At 72.4% G+C, this 13,057-nt stretch carries 15 protein-coding genes; 8 read left to right on the top strand and 7 right to left on the bottom strand.

The features are described 5' to 3' along the window. Positions 1 to 8: 8 nt before the first annotated feature. The 3 genes from FFT10_RS04710 to FFT10_RS04720 are packed head-to-tail and all read left to right on the top strand — an operon-like array spanning position 9 to position 2,213. A complete protein-coding gene (locus FFT10_RS04710) occupies positions 9 to 542 on the top strand; it encodes a universal stress protein (protein ID WP_137731629.1) in 534 nt (177 codons plus the stop codon). After that, on the top strand, positions 539 to 1,048 hold the full coding sequence (locus FFT10_RS04715) for a MarR family winged helix-turn-helix transcriptional regulator (RefSeq protein ID WP_137731630.1): 510 nt from the start codon (positions 539 to 541) through the stop codon (positions 1,046 to 1,048). Before FFT10_RS04710 ends, FFT10_RS04715 begins: the two co-directional genes overlap by 4 nt. Positions 1,049 to 1,097: 49 nt before the next feature. Further along, on the top strand, positions 1,098 to 2,213 hold the full coding sequence (locus tag FFT10_RS04720; protein WP_137731631.1) for a YbdK family carboxylate-amine ligase: 1,116 nt from the start codon (positions 1,098 to 1,100) through the stop codon (positions 2,211 to 2,213). Between the two features lie 33 nt (positions 2,214 to 2,246). Here the strand turns inward: FFT10_RS04720 and FFT10_RS04725 are convergent, their stop codons facing one another. After that, a complete protein-coding gene (locus FFT10_RS04725) occupies positions 2,247 to 2,927 on the bottom strand; it encodes an ABC transporter ATP-binding protein (protein WP_137731632.1) in 681 nt (226 codons plus the stop codon). A gap of 34 nt (positions 2,928 to 2,961) precedes the next feature. On the opposite strand from FFT10_RS04725, the gene FFT10_RS04730 reads away from it, so the two are divergent. Continuing rightward, complete coding sequence (locus FFT10_RS04730) at positions 2,962 to 3,606, top strand: arylesterase (protein ID WP_137731633.1); 645 nt, start codon at positions 2,962 to 2,964, stop codon at positions 3,604 to 3,606. A gap of 9 nt (positions 3,607 to 3,615) precedes the next feature. Here FFT10_RS04730 and FFT10_RS04735 read toward each other — a convergent pair whose 3' ends face one another. From FFT10_RS04735 to FFT10_RS04760, 6 genes are all read right to left on the bottom strand, one after another. Beyond that, positions 3,616 to 5,322 carry a DUF6600 domain-containing protein gene (locus FFT10_RS04735; protein ID WP_137731634.1) on the bottom strand — a complete coding sequence of 569 codons (1,707 nt, stop codon included), beginning with the start codon at positions 5,320 to 5,322 and terminating at the stop codon, positions 3,616 to 3,618. A 100-nt stretch (positions 5,323 to 5,422) separates the two neighbouring features. Continuing rightward, positions 5,423 to 5,959 (bottom strand): peptide deformylase, encoded by a 537-nt coding sequence (gene def / locus FFT10_RS04740; RefSeq protein WP_137731635.1) that lies wholly within the window; start codon positions 5,957 to 5,959, stop codon positions 5,423 to 5,425. A 21-nt stretch (positions 5,960 to 5,980) separates the two neighbouring features. After that, a complete protein-coding gene (locus FFT10_RS04745) occupies positions 5,981 to 6,856 on the bottom strand; it encodes a 2-keto-4-pentenoate hydratase (protein ID WP_137731636.1) in 876 nt (291 codons plus the stop codon). Positions 6,857 to 6,927: 71 nt separating this feature from the next. Next, on the bottom strand, positions 6,928 to 8,274 hold the full coding sequence (locus FFT10_RS04750; protein ID WP_137731637.1) for an aminotransferase family protein: 1,347 nt from the start codon (positions 8,272 to 8,274) through the stop codon (positions 6,928 to 6,930). A 22-nt stretch (positions 8,275 to 8,296) separates the two neighbouring features. Further along, a complete protein-coding gene (locus FFT10_RS04755) occupies positions 8,297 to 8,614 on the bottom strand; it encodes an EthD family reductase (protein WP_137731638.1) in 318 nt (105 codons plus the stop codon). After that, the gene (locus FFT10_RS04760) at positions 8,615 to 9,169 is read right to left on the bottom strand and encodes an amino acid synthesis family protein (RefSeq protein WP_137731639.1); all 555 of its coding nucleotides are present in this window, start codon (positions 9,167 to 9,169) and stop codon (positions 8,615 to 8,617) included. Positions 9,170 to 9,286: 117 nt separating this feature from the next. On the opposite strand from FFT10_RS04760, the gene FFT10_RS04765 reads away from it, so the two are divergent. From FFT10_RS04765 to FFT10_RS04780, 4 genes are all read left to right on the top strand, one after another. Beyond that, positions 9,287 to 10,147, top strand: a complete 861-nt coding sequence (locus FFT10_RS04765) for a LysR substrate-binding domain-containing protein (RefSeq protein WP_137731640.1) — start codon at positions 9,287 to 9,289, stop codon at positions 10,145 to 10,147. Between the two features lie 178 nt (positions 10,148 to 10,325). Next, positions 10,326 to 11,390 carry an aromatic ring-hydroxylating dioxygenase subunit alpha gene (locus FFT10_RS04770; protein ID WP_137731641.1) on the top strand — a complete coding sequence of 355 codons (1,065 nt, stop codon included), beginning with the start codon at positions 10,326 to 10,328 and terminating at the stop codon, positions 11,388 to 11,390. Positions 11,391 to 11,430: 40 nt separating this feature from the next. Then, positions 11,431 to 12,462 carry an ABC transporter substrate-binding protein gene (locus FFT10_RS04775; RefSeq protein ID WP_137731642.1) on the top strand — a complete coding sequence of 344 codons (1,032 nt, stop codon included), beginning with the start codon at positions 11,431 to 11,433 and terminating at the stop codon, positions 12,460 to 12,462. Further along, positions 12,459 to 12,959, top strand: coding sequence for a nucleoside deaminase (locus FFT10_RS04780; RefSeq protein ID WP_137731643.1), 501 nt, complete (start codon positions 12,459 to 12,461; stop codon positions 12,957 to 12,959). The genes FFT10_RS04775 and FFT10_RS04780 overlap by 4 nt, the downstream gene beginning before the upstream one ends. Positions 12,960 to 13,057: the final 98 nt, after the last annotated feature.

Here is a 13,057-nt window from a genome sequence, read left to right on the forward strand (position 1 = left end):
ACCGGACCATGTATGAACGCATCCTGATCGTCATCGACGAGGAAGCCACCAGCGGCCACGCGCTGGACGAGGGCCTGGCACTGGCCCAGACGCACGATGCCGCTGTGGTGATGCTGGGCGTGCTGCCGCCAGCCGGCGGCGCGGCAGTCGGTGATCTGCCGGTCATGGGCGTGGTCGGCTATGCCGACCTGGCGCCGCAGGTCCGGCAGGACGCGGAACGGCGGCTGCAGGCCGCCGACGAGGCGGCCCGGCGTGCCGGCGTGCGGGTGCAGACCCGCATCACCGACGGCCTCGATCCGGTGGACTGCATCGCCAGCACCGCCGATGCGATGCGCTGCGACCTGATCGTGGTCGGCTCGCAGGGGCAGAACGCCGTCATGCGCCTGCTGACCGGCAGCGTGATCCCCGGCCTGATCACCCGCGCCAGCGTGCCGGTGCTGGTCTGCCGGGCCTGCAGTCCGGGCGCCCGCCTCCTGCGCATGGACGGCACGCACCAGCCGGCCAGGCGCCTGCGTGCCGGCACCGGACCGGCGCCGGCATGACACGCGCACCGGCCAGCGGCGGTGAAGCCGACCGGACGGACGCCGAGGTGGCCCAGGTGCTGCGGCAGTTCCGGGTGGTGGTCAACGCCATCAAGTCGCACCAGCAGCAGACCGAGCGCCTGGCCGGCCTGACCGGCGCCCAGGTCTGGGCCCTGCACCTGATCGACCGCCAGCCGGGCCTGGGCATCAAGGACCTGGCCCAGGCGATGGATGTGCGCCAGCCCACCGCCAGCATCCTGGTGCGGGTGCTGGTGCAGCAGGGCCTGGTGCTGTCGCAGCGGGTGGCGGACGACCGCCGCGCCACGCAGCTGACGGTGACATCCACCGGGCGCAGCCTGCTGGCCCGTGCGCCCGGGCCGTTTGCCGGTGTGCTGCCCGACGCCCTGGCCCGGCTGGATCCGCAGACGCTGGCGCACCTGGCCCAGGGCCTGGCCCGCCTGATCCAAGTGCTGCCGTCCGACCCACGCAGCGGCCGGGTGCCGCTGAGCCCGCTGCAGAAGGAATGACCGGCACGGCCGGCACGCTGCTCCCACCCAAGACCACCAGGAGACCACCATGTCCATCGACACCTTCCAGCCGTCCGCCGCCTACAGCCTGGGCGTGGAGCTCGAACTGCAGATCATCGATCCGCTGGGCCGGGACCTGATCCCGCGTTCGGCGGCGCTGCTGCAGCGCATGGCGGCGCAGACCATCCCCGGGCGGGTGACCCACGAGATCACCGCCAGCATGCTGGAGCTGTGCACCGGTGTCTGCCGCAGCCATGCCGAGGTGCAGGCGCAGCTGCTGCAGATCCGCGATGCGCTGGCCGCCTGCGCCGAGGCCGAGGGCGTCGCGCTCAGCGGCGGCGGCACCCATCCGTTCCAGCAGTGGACGCAGCGGCAGATCATCGACGAGCCGCGCTACCAGGCGCTGGCCACGCTGTACGGCTACCTGTCGAAGCAGTTCACCGTGTTCGGCCAGCATGTGCATGTGGGCTGCACCGGGCCGGACCAGGCGCTGCAACTGCTGCACGGGCTGTCGCGCTTCGTGCCGCACCTGATCGCCCTGGCCGCCTCGTCGCCCTACGTGCAGGGCGAGGACAGCGCCTTCCACTCGGCACGCTCGAACGTGGTCTCGGCCTTTCCGCTGTCGGGCCATGCACCGTTCATCCTGCACTGGGATGCGTTCTGCGACCACGTCGCCCGGATGCAGCGCACCGGCATCGTGCAGGGCATGAAGGACTTCTACTGGGACATCCGCCCCAAGCCCGAGTACGGCACGGTGGAGGTGCGGGTGATGGACACGCCGCTGCAGGTGGACAAGGCGGCGGCGCTGGCCGGTCTGGTGCAAAGCCTGTCGCTCTGGCTGCTGGAGGACCGGCCGTTCCAGCCGCAGGCCGACGACTACCTGTTCTACGCCTACAACCGCTTCCAGGCCAGCCGCTTCGGCCTGGACGCGGTGTGTGTCGATCCGGGCAGCCAGCAGCCGCTGCGTCTGCGCGAGGCCATCCCCGCCTTGCTGACGCAACTGCAGCCCCATGCCCATGCGCTGGGTGCCGAGGCTGCGCTGGCGTGGCTGCGGGCCGACCTGGCCGGTGGCGTCAACGATGCCGACTGGCTGCGCGCGCGCCGCGCCGACGGCGCCAGCCTGCCCGACCTGGTGGGCCTGGGCTGCCAGCGCTGGCTGCATTGAACCCGGTGCGGCCGCACACCGGCCGGCGGCAGCTCAGCCGGCCTGCGGCAGCAGGCGCCCGGCCTCGATGTGCAGCTGCCGGTCGCAGCGGGCGGCGATGCTGCGGTCGTGGGTCACCAGCACGAGGGTGGTGCCCGATTCGCGGTTCATCTCGAACATCAGCGCCATCACCGTCTCGCCGGTGGCGTGGTCGAGGCTGCCGGTGGGCTCATCGGCCAGCAGCACCGCCGGCTCCACCACGAAGGCGCGGGCCAGCGCCACCCGCTGCTGCTCGCCGCCCGACAGCGTGCGCGGATGGTGGCCCAGCCGTGCGCCCAGGCCCACCCGCTGCAGCATGTCGGCGGCACGGGCACGGGCGTCACGCCGGCCCAGCAGCTCCAGCGGCAGCATCACGTTCTCCAGCGCCGTCAGGTGGCCCAGCAGCTGGAAGCTCTGGAACACGAAGCCCAGCTTGCGGGCGCGCAGGCCGGCGCGGGCGTCCTCGTCCAGGGCGAAGATGTCCTCGCCGTCCAGCCGCACCGTGCCGCTGGTGGGGTGGTCCAGCCCGGCGATCAGCGCCAGCAGCGTGCTCTTGCCCGAGCCCGACGCGCCGACGATGGCGGTGGACTGCCGGCGCGGCAGCTGGAAGTCGATGTCATGGAGAATCGTCAGCGTGCCGGTGGAATCGGTGACCGCGCGGGTGACGTGCTCAACCGCAATGATGGGATCGCTCATGGATGGGATGGTGGGGCGGCGCAAGCCGCAGCCGATGTTGCGCAGGACCGCGCTGCTGCACTGTAGCCTGCCGCTGCTGGGCAGCCTGCTGGCAGGGCCGCTGCCGGCGGTGGCCGCCGCCGTGCCCACGGTGCTGGTGGTGGGCGACAGCCTGTCGGCCGAGTATGGCCTGGCGCGTGGAACCGGCTGGGTGGCGCTGCTCGAACAGCAGCTGGCGCGCGACAGGATCGCCGCCAAGGTGGTCAACGCCAGCATCAGCGGCGACACCACCTCGGGCGGCCGCTCGCGCCTGCCCGCCCTGCTGGCCACCCACAAGCCGACGCATGTGGTGGTGGAACTGGGCGGCAACGATGCCCTGCGCGGCCTGCCACTGACCATGACGCGCGACAACCTGGTGGCCATGGTGCGTGCCGCCAAGGCCGCCGGCGCCAAGGTGATGGTGGTGGGCATGCAGCTGCCCCCCAACTACGGCGCCCGCTACGGGCAGGATTTCGCCGCGCTGTTCGGGACCGTGGCCAAGGCCGAAGGTGCGGCCCTGGTGCCCTTCCTGCTGGCCGGTGTGGCCGATGCGCCGAATGCCGAGGCGCTGTTCCAGCCCGACCGCATCCACCCGGCCGCCGCGGCGCATCCGCGCATGCTGGCCAATGTGTGGGCGGTGATGCAGGGCTGGCTGAAGTGACCGGCGCCCTCAGCGCGCCAGCTCGCGGTCGCTGACGCGGCCGGGGCCGGGGCCGCTGCGCGGGTTGTCGCGGCGGGCATCGTCGCGGGGTTCGGCGCGCGCTTCGTTTCGCGCCTCGTTTCGCGCTTCGTGGCGGGCATCGTTGCGGCCCTCACGGCGGTCGTCACGGCGGTCGTCGCGCGGCACGCGCGGTGTGGGCAGCGCGGCCACCGGCTCGGCCACCGGCGCGGCGCGGCCGATGGGCCGGGGCACGGTCATGCGCGGGATCTCGGGCGTCTGCGCCACCGGCGGCGGCGGCGCCACCGGCACGACGACCGGCAGCACCGGCGCAGCGCGGCGTTCACCACGCGGATCGGGCCGGCCATCTTGGCGGTGGTCCCAACCGCGGTCGCCACGGCGATCGTCGTGGCGGTCCCAGCCACGGTTGTCGTGGCGGTCGTCGCGGCGGTCGTCGCGGCGATCATCCCGGCGGTCCTCACGCCGGTCGTCCCAGCGGCGCGGCGGCGGGCTGTCCGCATGCCAGCCCGGCCTCGGCGCCACCACCACCGGCGGTGGCCGGTGGTGGTGGTGGTCGGGCCGCACCACCACCACCGGCACCGCCGGCACCACCACCCGCGGCGGCGGCGGGCGGTGGCCGCCGATGTGGACGGTGACACCCACCGCCGGCCCGCCGATCCAGGCGCTGAGCGCCGGGGCGTAGCGCACCCGCGGGCCGCGCGGGCCGGGCGACCAGGCCCAGCGGCCGTCGAAGCGCACCCAGTTGCCGTAGTGGAACGGCGCAAAGCCCCAGGGCGCGGCGTCGATCCAGGTCCAGCCCCACGGCGCCACCCAGGTCCAGCGGCCGGTCTGGTACGGCGCCCAGCCGGGCGACACCGCCCGCGGCAGCCACAGCGGGCCCTGGTCACTGTCGCTGACCCAGTCGCCGTGGCGGTCCAGGTCCTGCCAGCCGGTCATGCCGGGCGGCACATGGCGGGCGGTGATGGGGGCGTCGTCCTGGCGCTCGTCGCGCGCCACCCAGTCGGCAAAGGCATCGCGCTCCACCGTGGCCCAGGCATAGCGGGTGGCGCTGCGGCGGCTGTCGCCAGGGCCGTCCAGCCACAGGTCGGCTCGGCGGCGCTCGGGGATGGTCAGCGCGCTGTCGAAGCCCTCGAACTGCAGTTCGCCCCGCCACACGCTGGCCTGGGTGGCGTCAAGCGCGCGGTCGAAGCGGTAGTGGCCCGGGCGGCGCGGCAGCCAGCGGCCCTCGCGGGTGCGCAGCTCCACCGGGCCGAAGGCATCGCCATCGATGGCGGCCAGGCGCAGGGCCACGGTGCCGTCCTGCAGCTGCAGCAGCACCGCGCGCTCGTCGAGCTGCTGCAGCCACAGCTGGGCATCGCCAGCCAGGCGCAGCGTGGTGCTGCCGATGCGCAGGTCGGCCCGGGCATCGCGGCCCAGCAGGCGCAGGCGGTCGCCGCCGGCCACCGGCCAGTTGCTGACGCTGCCGTCGTCGGCGCGCTGCCATTGGCCGCTGTCGCGGTCCTGCAGCTGCAGTTCACCGGCCAGCACGTTGATGCGGCCGACCAGCCCAGGCAGCTCACCCGGCAGGCTGCCCGCGCGCGCGGCCGGGGCCAGCAGGCCCAGCAGCAGCAGCGGCCAGACCAGGCGGTGCAGCACCTCGCGCCACGCCGGCGGCACAGCGTGCCAAGTGTGGATTGCGGCGGTTCGGCGGGACGGCATCTGCAGCTCCTCCGCCCGGCAGCGGGCGGCCTTGCTTCACAACGCCCGGGCACCTGCCGGCGCCGACCGGCGAACCTTGCCGCTGTGTAAAGCCGCGGTCTCAGTCGTCGGCGTTCGGGTCCATCTCGGGGAACAGCACGCTGGTGAAGCCCAGCTGCGTCAGGTCGCGCATGCGGGTGGGGTAGAGCCGGCCGATCAGGTGGTCGCACTCATGCTGCACCACCCGGGCATGGAAGCCGGTGGCCTCGCGGTCGATCAGGCGGCCGTCGGGGCCCACGCCGGTGTAACGGATGCGGGCATGGCGCGGCACCTTGCCGCGCAGGCCGGGCACCGACAGGCAGCCCTCCCAGTCTTCCTCTTCCTGCGGCCCCAGCGGCTCGATGCGCGGGTTGCACAGCACGGTGTAGGGCACCGGCTCGGCATCGGGGTAGCGCTGGTTGCGCTCGAAGCCGAAGATCACCAGTTGCAGGTCGACGCCGATCTGCGGCGCGGCCAGGCCGGCGCCGTTGGCCGCCAGCATGGTGTCCTTCATGTCGGCCACCAGGGCCAGCAGGTCGGGCCCGCCGAAGTTCAGCACCGGCTGCGCCACGCGCAGCAGGCGGGCATCGCCCATCTTCAGGATCTCACGCACGGCCATGGCCAGGGTCTCCGGTTCGGCTCACTTGAACTGCGCAGCCACCATCGGCGTGCCGGGCAGGCCCTGGTAGATCACCTGCACCGCCATGCCCGGCTTGGGCGGCATCAGCTTGGAGAACGAGCCCAGGCTGACCAGGTCGCCCGGCTTCAGCGCCAGCCCCTGCTTCGCCAGGTCCTTGGCCAGCCAAACCACCGCGTTCAGCGGGTGTTCCAGCACGTCGCTGCCCTTGCCGCGGTCGACCTCGGCGCCGTCGGCCATCAGCAGCACCTCCATGTCGCGCAGCCGGTCGCTGAAGGCCGGCGTGGCCTCCACCGGCACCGGCGTGCCCACCACGCCCAGGCGGGCGCCGACATTGATGGCGGCGATCGCCGCGCCGTTGAGCTTGGGCGGCGCCTGCACCACCAGGTCGGGCAGCTCGATGAACGGGATCACCTGGTCGATGGCGGCCAGCACCTGCAGCGGCGTGGTGGCCTGGTTGATGGCGGCGCTGCTGACGCGCACCAGCAGGTCGGCCTCGTACAGCGCACGGGCGCCGAAGCCGGCCTCCACCGTGCTGTCGGCCGGCAGCAGCATGGCCTTGTGCAGCGTGCCCCACACCGGCGCGTCGGCATTGAAGCGCTTCTGCACCGCCGGGTTGGTGAGGCCGGCCTTGTAGCCCACCGGCGCACCCAGCTGCTTGACGAGCAGGGCCTGGAACTTGGCGCGGCTGCACTCGCCGTCGGCGGTGCTCAGGCCCTCGGGGTTGGCGGCGGGCGTGCGGGCTTGGTAGGCGGCGTAGAGCGCGCCCACCTGCTCGTCGGTCATGCAGGCGGCCTGGGCGGAGGCCAGCGGCAGCAAGGCAGCGGCGGCCAGACACAGGCTGGCGGCGGGGTTGCGCAGGGAGGTGCGGGGGGTCATGCGGGTCTCCTTGTTTGCAGATCGGTGTGCCGATGATAGGCACACGGCGCGGCCCGCCCCGCGGCCGCGGTTCAGGCCGGCAGCACCGCGTGCACCGCCTCGGCCACGGTGCGCACGATGCGGTCGACCGTGGCCTCGCTGCTGACCAGGGCCGGGCCCAGGTAGACGGTGTCGCCGCGGCCGCGGGTGACCACGCCGCGCGCCCTCATCTGCGCCAGCACCTGCGGGCCGATCTTGCGCGCGGGGTCGAAGCCGGCCTTGGTGGCGCGGTCTTCCACCAGTTCCACCGCGCCGATCAGCCCCAGCCCGCGCACATCGCCCACATGCGGATGGCTGCCCAGCGCCGCGCGCAGGCCGGCCAGCATGCGCGAACCCAGCACCTCGGCGCGGGCCGGCAGGCCTTCGGACTGCACCACGTCGATGGCGGCCAGCGCCACCGCGCAGGCCACCGGATGGCCGCTGTAGGTGTAGCAGTGCATCCAGGTGTCGGCGCCCGGGCGGTCGAACACCGCGGCCACCTTGTCGGACAGGCCGATGCCGCCCAGCGGCACATAGCCGCTGGTGATACCTTTGGCGAACTGCACCAGGTCAGGCTGCACGCCCCAGTGGCCCAGGGCGAACAGCCGGCCGGTGCGGCCGAAGCCGGTGATCACCTCGTCGGCGGCGAACAGCACGTCGTACTTGTCGCAGATGGCGCGGATGCGCTGGAAGTAGCCCGGCGGCGGCACGTAGGCGCCACCGCCCATCACAGGCTCGGCGATGAACAGGGCCACGCTCTCCGGCCCTTCGGCCAGGATGGCGCGCTCCAGCTCGTCGGCCGCGGCGCTGGCGGGGTCGGCGCCCGGCGACACCGGGTAGCGGTAGACATCGTGGTTGGGGATGTGCACGAAGCCGGTCATGCGCGGCTCGAAGGCCGGCCAGTAGGCCGGCATGCCGGTGGCGCACATGGCCGCCAGCGTGACGCCGTGGTAGCCGCCCAGCAGGCTGATGGTCTTGTGCTTGCCCGGCCGGCCCATCGCCTTCCAGTAGTAGCGCGCGGTCTTGATGGTGCTGTCGGTCGATTCACCGCCGCCCGAGGTGAAGAAGAACCGGTTGACGTTGGGATAGACCAGCCCGGCCAGCCGTTCGCCCAGCGCCAGCGCCTGCAGGTTGGAGCTGCCGGCATAGCCCGAGGCATAGGCCAGCTCGCCCATCTGCCGGGTGGCGGCGGCCACCAGCTCGGGCCGGCCGTAGCCCAGCGTGACGTTCCACAGGCCCGACATCGCGTCGACGTAGCGGCGGCCGTCGGCATCGATCAGCTCGGTGCCCTCGCCGCGCACCCAGACATTGCCGGCCAGGTGCACGCCCTCGTTGTGCAGCGAGTGCACCAGGTGGCGGTGGTCGCGCTCCAGCAGCGCTGCGTTGTTCGATTCGCTCATCGGAGGCTCCTTGCAGGCGCACTCAGGCGCCGGTGGGGGGTTGCGGATGCTCGGTGACGAAGAGGCGCTCGCGCCGCGAGACCTGGGCCATGGAATCGGCGGCCACGGCGCGGCCATGGTCGCTGGCGTAGGCGGCCTCGAAATCGGCCTGGCTGTCGAACCACAGCTCGGACACGCCGTCATACGGCGCGCTGCCATCGCCGGCCACCAGGTTGAAGGTGAGGCCGCGCAGGCCGGGCAGCGAGCGGGCCAGCGGCGCATGGCGCTCCAGCCACCAGGACTGGAACTCGGCCAGCGGCAGGCCGTCGCGGCGCTTGAGCAGGATGATGGCCTTGAACATTCAGGCCACCGGCTTGGTGCGGTGCAGCGGCCGGCCGCCGATGGCCAGCACCACCGCCACCAGGATCTCGTCGGGCCGCGGCGCATCCGGCACGGTGATCTCGGCCGCGTCCATGTCGTCGAAGTTCCAGATGCGGTTCTTGTGGGTCACCGGCATCACGATGGTGCTCCCCGGCGCGCCCACCTTCTTGGTCGACGGGATGATGTCGTCGCCTTGGCCGACCGCCCGGCGCACCGGCGCGCCGAAGCGCGGGTGCATCAGCGCGGCGGCGTGTTCCAGCTCACCGTTGGTGCCGACGATGGCGCCCTTGCCGTAGGCGGTGACATCGTCCGGCGCCACGCCCAGCGCGGCCACGCCGCGTTCGGCCAGCAGGCCCGACACCTCGGCGCCCAGGTCGACCAGCACCGACAGGTCCTCGACATAGCGGCCGGCGCAGGGGTTGGCGATGACGCCGGCCACCGTCACCTTGCGCGACGGCGGGCTGACCGGCCGGCCGGCCTCGGTGTGGACTTCCTCGAGCTGGATGACCAGCTTGCGCAGTTGCAGGTGCGGCATGCAAAGCCCTGGACAAAGTGGAGACAACCCACTGTAGGCCGGTGCATCCGCGCTGAAAATGGCAACTTCATCAGCCCAGAGTTCACGAAGCGTGAACCGTGAGGTGAGAGGAACCCCGTGCTGCTCGACCTGGACCAGCTGCGCACCCTGGTGGCGTTTGCCGATGCCGGCAGCGGCCGTGGCGCCGCCCACCTGGTGCACAAGACGCCATCGGCGGTGAGCACCCATCTGCGCAAATTGGCCGACGTGCTGGGCCGGCCGCTGCTGCAGCGCCAGGGCCGCCGCCTGGTGCTGACGCCCGACGGCAACGAGCTGGTGCGCCATGCCCGGCGCATGCTGGCGCTGCATGGCGAGGCGCTGGCGCACTTCCAGGCGCCGTCGTTCGGCGGCAACCTGCGGGTGGGCCTGCCCGACGACTACATCCCGGCGCTGATGTCGCCGCTGCTGGCGGCGCTGGCGCGGCTGGCACCCCGCGCCCACATCGAGGTGCAGTGCGCGCCCAGCGCCGAGCTGCGGCCGCTGCTGGCTGATGGCCTGCTCGACCTGGCCATCCTGTCGGCCGAGACCGACACCCAGGAAGGGCAGGTGCTGCGCACCGAGCGGGTGGTGTGGACCGCCTCGCCCCACTTCGACCCGCAGGCGGCCGACTGCCTGCCGCTGGCGCTGTTCCCCGAGGGCTGCATCTTCCGCAAATGGGCCACCGCCCAGCTGCGCCAGCACCGGCGTGAACACCGCATCGTCTGCACCAGCCGCAGCATGCCGGCGATCCAGGCCGCCGTGCGGGCCGGCTTCGCGGCGTCGGTGGTGGCCGAGAGCTGCGTGCCGCAGGATGCGGTGGTGCTGACGCCGGCCCAGGGCTTGGCCGAACTGCCGGCGGTCACCATCATCCTGGCCGCCTCACCAGCGGCCGACCCGGCGCTGGTGCAGCGCCTGGGCGAGCAGCTGCGCGGTCCGATGCAGCGCCTGACGGCGCCGTGAGCCGCGCCGGTCTTGCGCCAGATCAATCTGGCATGGCTTCTGCATGGGGTTGGCCCCAAGCGTAGAAGCGTTCACCGGTGCACCAGCACCGGCCGGAAATTGCGCTTGAAGTGCCCCACCGCCGTGCGCCCTGCGCGGCTGAGGGGCGATGGACCCCTTCAAGCCGCGAGACCTTCCGATGCTGACCACCCGACAACCGATTTTTCGGCGCTTCTGGCATGCGGTGATGCCGCTGGACCACCTGCGCGCCGGCCCCCAGCCCTTCACCCTGCTGGGTGAGGACATCGTGCTGTTCCTCGATGGCGACGGCCAGCCCGCCGCGCTGCGCGACCGCTGCTGCCACCGCACCGCCCGGCTCAGCACGGGCCGCTGCGACGGCGGCCGCCTGGCCTGCGGCTACCACGGTTGGCAGTACGACCGTGACGGCCGCGTCGTGAAGATCCCGCAGTACGACGCCGACCGCGCCATCCCGCCCGACTACCGCACGCCGGCCTACCACTGCACCGCCCGCCACAGCTATGCCTGGGTGGCGCTGGAAGCGCCCATCGCCGACATCCCGGCCATCCCCGAGTACGGCGCACCGGGTTGGCGCACCATCTTCCAGTTCCACGAGGTCTGGCACACCAGCCCGATGCGGGCGCTGGAGAACAGCTTCGACAACAGCCACTTCAGCTTCGTGCACCGCGCCACCTTCGGCGTGGGCGACCAGCCCAAGCCCAGCAAGTACGAGCTGGTGGACACGCCCGAGGGCTTCTACGCCGAGACGGTGATCCCGGCGGCCAACCCGGCGGCCTACCAGCGTGTCAGCGGCGTGGCCGATGCGGTGACCACCCGGCACATGCGCAATGCCTTCTTCCTGCCGTTCTCGCGCCGGCTGGACATCGAGTACCCGTCGGGCATCCGGCACATCATCATCAACTGCTTCACGCCGATCGACGACGGCCGCATGCAGCTGTGCCAATGGCTGTTCCGCAACGACACCGAGGCCGACTGCCCGGCGCAGCTGCTGATCGACTTCGACGACGCCATCACCCGCGAGGACAAGGACATCCTCGAAGCCACCGACCCCGACGCCCTGGTCGACACCCGCCGCCGCGGCGTGGAGTTCTCGATGGACTCCGACCGCCCCGGCATGCTGATCCGCAAGAAGCTGATGGAACTGCTGGCCCGCCACGGCGAGCGCGAGATCCATGCCGGCAACCGCGACCAGACCGCGGTGATTGCCATCCAACCCGCCGCCTGAGCGGCCACACCCCATTCCACGCACAAGGAGCCACCACACCATGCAACGCCGCGTACTCCTGAAGCTTGGCAGCACCGCCGCTGCCGCCCTGGCCGCGCCCGCCCTTTGCGCCCAGTCCGCCACCGCGCTGACGCCGATCCGCTTCTCGCTGGACTTCCGCGTCACCGGCCAGACCGCACCGTTCTTCCTGGCCCAGGCCAAGGGCTACTACCGCGACGAGGGCCTGGACGTGGCCATCGACGTGGGCAGCGGCTCGGTGGCCTCGATCACCCGCGTGGCCAGCGGCGCCTACGACATGAGCCTGGGCGACATCAGCGCGCTGATCGAGTTCAACGCCGCCAACCCGGGCGCGCCCTACCTGAGCGCGGTCTACCAGTACTACAACCGCGCGCCCTTCGTCATCGTCGGCCGCAAGGACCGCGGCGTGACCACCGACTTCCGCAGCTTGCAGGGCAAGCGCATCGCCGCGGCGGCGGTGGAGAGCACCCGCCGCGCCTTCCCGCTGGTGGCCAAGCGGCTGAACATGGGGGCCGAGCCCTTCACCTGGGTGACCACCGACTTCAGCCAGCGCGACAACGTCATCGTGCGTGGCGATGTCGACGGCGCCACCTATTTCCACGACAGCGCGGTCTCGCTGTTCCAGCGCATCAACCCCAGCGAGCTGGCGGTGCTGCCCTACACCAGCGCCGGGGTCGACCTGTACGGCAATGCGGTGCTGGCCAGCCAGCGGCTGATCGTCGACAAGCCCCGGGCGGTGGCCGGCTTCCTGCGCGCCACCAACCGCGCCATCGCCGAGACGCTGGCCAACCCGGCAACGGCCATCGCCGCGGTGAAGGCGCGCGAGCCGCTGCTCGACGAGAAGGTGGAGGCCGAGCGCTGGCGCATCACCGCGCAGTACGTGGCCGCGCCCGACACCCGCGGCCATGGCCTGGGCGACACCCGCCAGCTGCTGGTCGACCTGCAGGTGGACCAGGTGGTCGAGGCCTTCGGCCTGAAGGCGCGGCCGGCGGCGGCCACGCTGTTCAACCGCAGCTTCCTGCCGGCCCGTGCCGAGCGCGAGGTCAAGGCATGAGCGCGCAGGCCGAACCGGTGCTGGGCGACGTCGACACCGGACACCTGCGCCGCGCCATTGCCCTGTCGGCCCATGGCCGCAGCCGCGGCAACCGGCCGTTCGGTGCGGTGATCGTCGCCGGCGACGGCGCGGTGCTGGCCGAGGCCTGGTGCAACACCACCGAGACCGGCGACTGCACCGGCCATGCCGAGACCACCGCGGTGCGGCTGGCCTCGCCGCAGCATGGCCGCGAGGCGCTGGCCCGGGCCACGCTGTACTCGTCGGCCGAGCCCTGCGTGATGTGCGCCGGCGCCATCTTCTGGGCCGGCATCGGCCGGGTGGTCTACGGCATCGACGCGGTGCGGCTGCGCCACTACCGCGGCGAGCGGCTGGACCAGCGTGATGCCGAGCTGTCCTGCCGCGATGTGTTCGCGGCCGCGCCGATCGCCATCACCTGCATCGGCCCCGTGCTGGCCGACGAGGCGGCCGCGGTGCATGAAGGGGCCTGGAAGGTCTGACAGCGGCCAGCCGGGTGCCAGGGCCGTGGCGCGCAGGTTCAAGACAGCGGCCACGCGGTTGCGCAGACTGCGGTCGCATCGCCACTGCCCCTGCACCC

Source organism: Pseudaquabacterium pictum, assembly GCF_005403045.1.
In the GTDB taxonomy this organism is placed as follows: Bacteria; Pseudomonadota; Gammaproteobacteria; order Burkholderiales; family Burkholderiaceae_C; genus Pseudaquabacterium; species Pseudaquabacterium pictum.

Bases quoted from the DNA above. Each gene is read 5' to 3' on its own strand.
- FFT10_RS04725 (WP_137731632.1), bottom strand. From the start codon at position 2,927: ATGAGCGATCCCATCATTGCGGTTGAGCACGTCACCCGCGCGGTCACC.
- FFT10_RS04775 (WP_137731642.1), top strand. From the start codon at position 11,431: ATGCAACGCCGCGTACTCCTGAAGCTTGGCAGCACCGCCGCTGCCGCC.
- FFT10_RS04710 (WP_137731629.1), top strand. From the start codon at position 9: ATGTATGAACGCATCCTGATCGTCATCGACGAGGAAGCCACCAGCGGC.
- FFT10_RS04715 (WP_137731630.1), top strand. From the start codon at position 539: ATGACACGCGCACCGGCCAGCGGCGGTGAAGCCGACCGGACGGACGCC.
- FFT10_RS04770 (WP_137731641.1), top strand. From the start codon at position 10,326: ATGCTGACCACCCGACAACCGATTTTTCGGCGCTTCTGGCATGCGGTG.
- FFT10_RS04750 (WP_137731637.1), bottom strand. From the start codon at position 8,274: ATGAGCGAATCGAACAACGCAGCGCTGCTGGAGCGCGACCACCGCCAC.
- FFT10_RS04735 (WP_137731634.1), bottom strand. From the start codon at position 5,322: ATGCCGTCCCGCCGAACCGCCGCAATCCACACTTGGCACGCTGTGCCG.
- def (WP_137731635.1), bottom strand. From the start codon at position 5,959: ATGGCCGTGCGTGAGATCCTGAAGATGGGCGATGCCCGCCTGCTGCGC.
- FFT10_RS04720 (WP_137731631.1), top strand. From the start codon at position 1,098: ATGTCCATCGACACCTTCCAGCCGTCCGCCGCCTACAGCCTGGGCGTG.
- FFT10_RS04745 (WP_137731636.1), bottom strand. From the start codon at position 6,856: ATGACCCCCCGCACCTCCCTGCGCAACCCCGCCGCCAGCCTGTGTCTG.
- FFT10_RS04755 (WP_137731638.1), bottom strand. From the start codon at position 8,614: ATGTTCAAGGCCATCATCCTGCTCAAGCGCCGCGACGGCCTGCCGCTG.
- FFT10_RS04760 (WP_137731639.1), bottom strand. From the start codon at position 9,169: ATGCCGCACCTGCAACTGCGCAAGCTGGTCATCCAGCTCGAGGAAGTC.
- FFT10_RS04780 (WP_137731643.1), top strand. From the start codon at position 12,459: ATGAGCGCGCAGGCCGAACCGGTGCTGGGCGACGTCGACACCGGACAC.
- FFT10_RS04730 (WP_137731633.1), top strand. From the start codon at position 2,962: ATGTTGCGCAGGACCGCGCTGCTGCACTGTAGCCTGCCGCTGCTGGGC.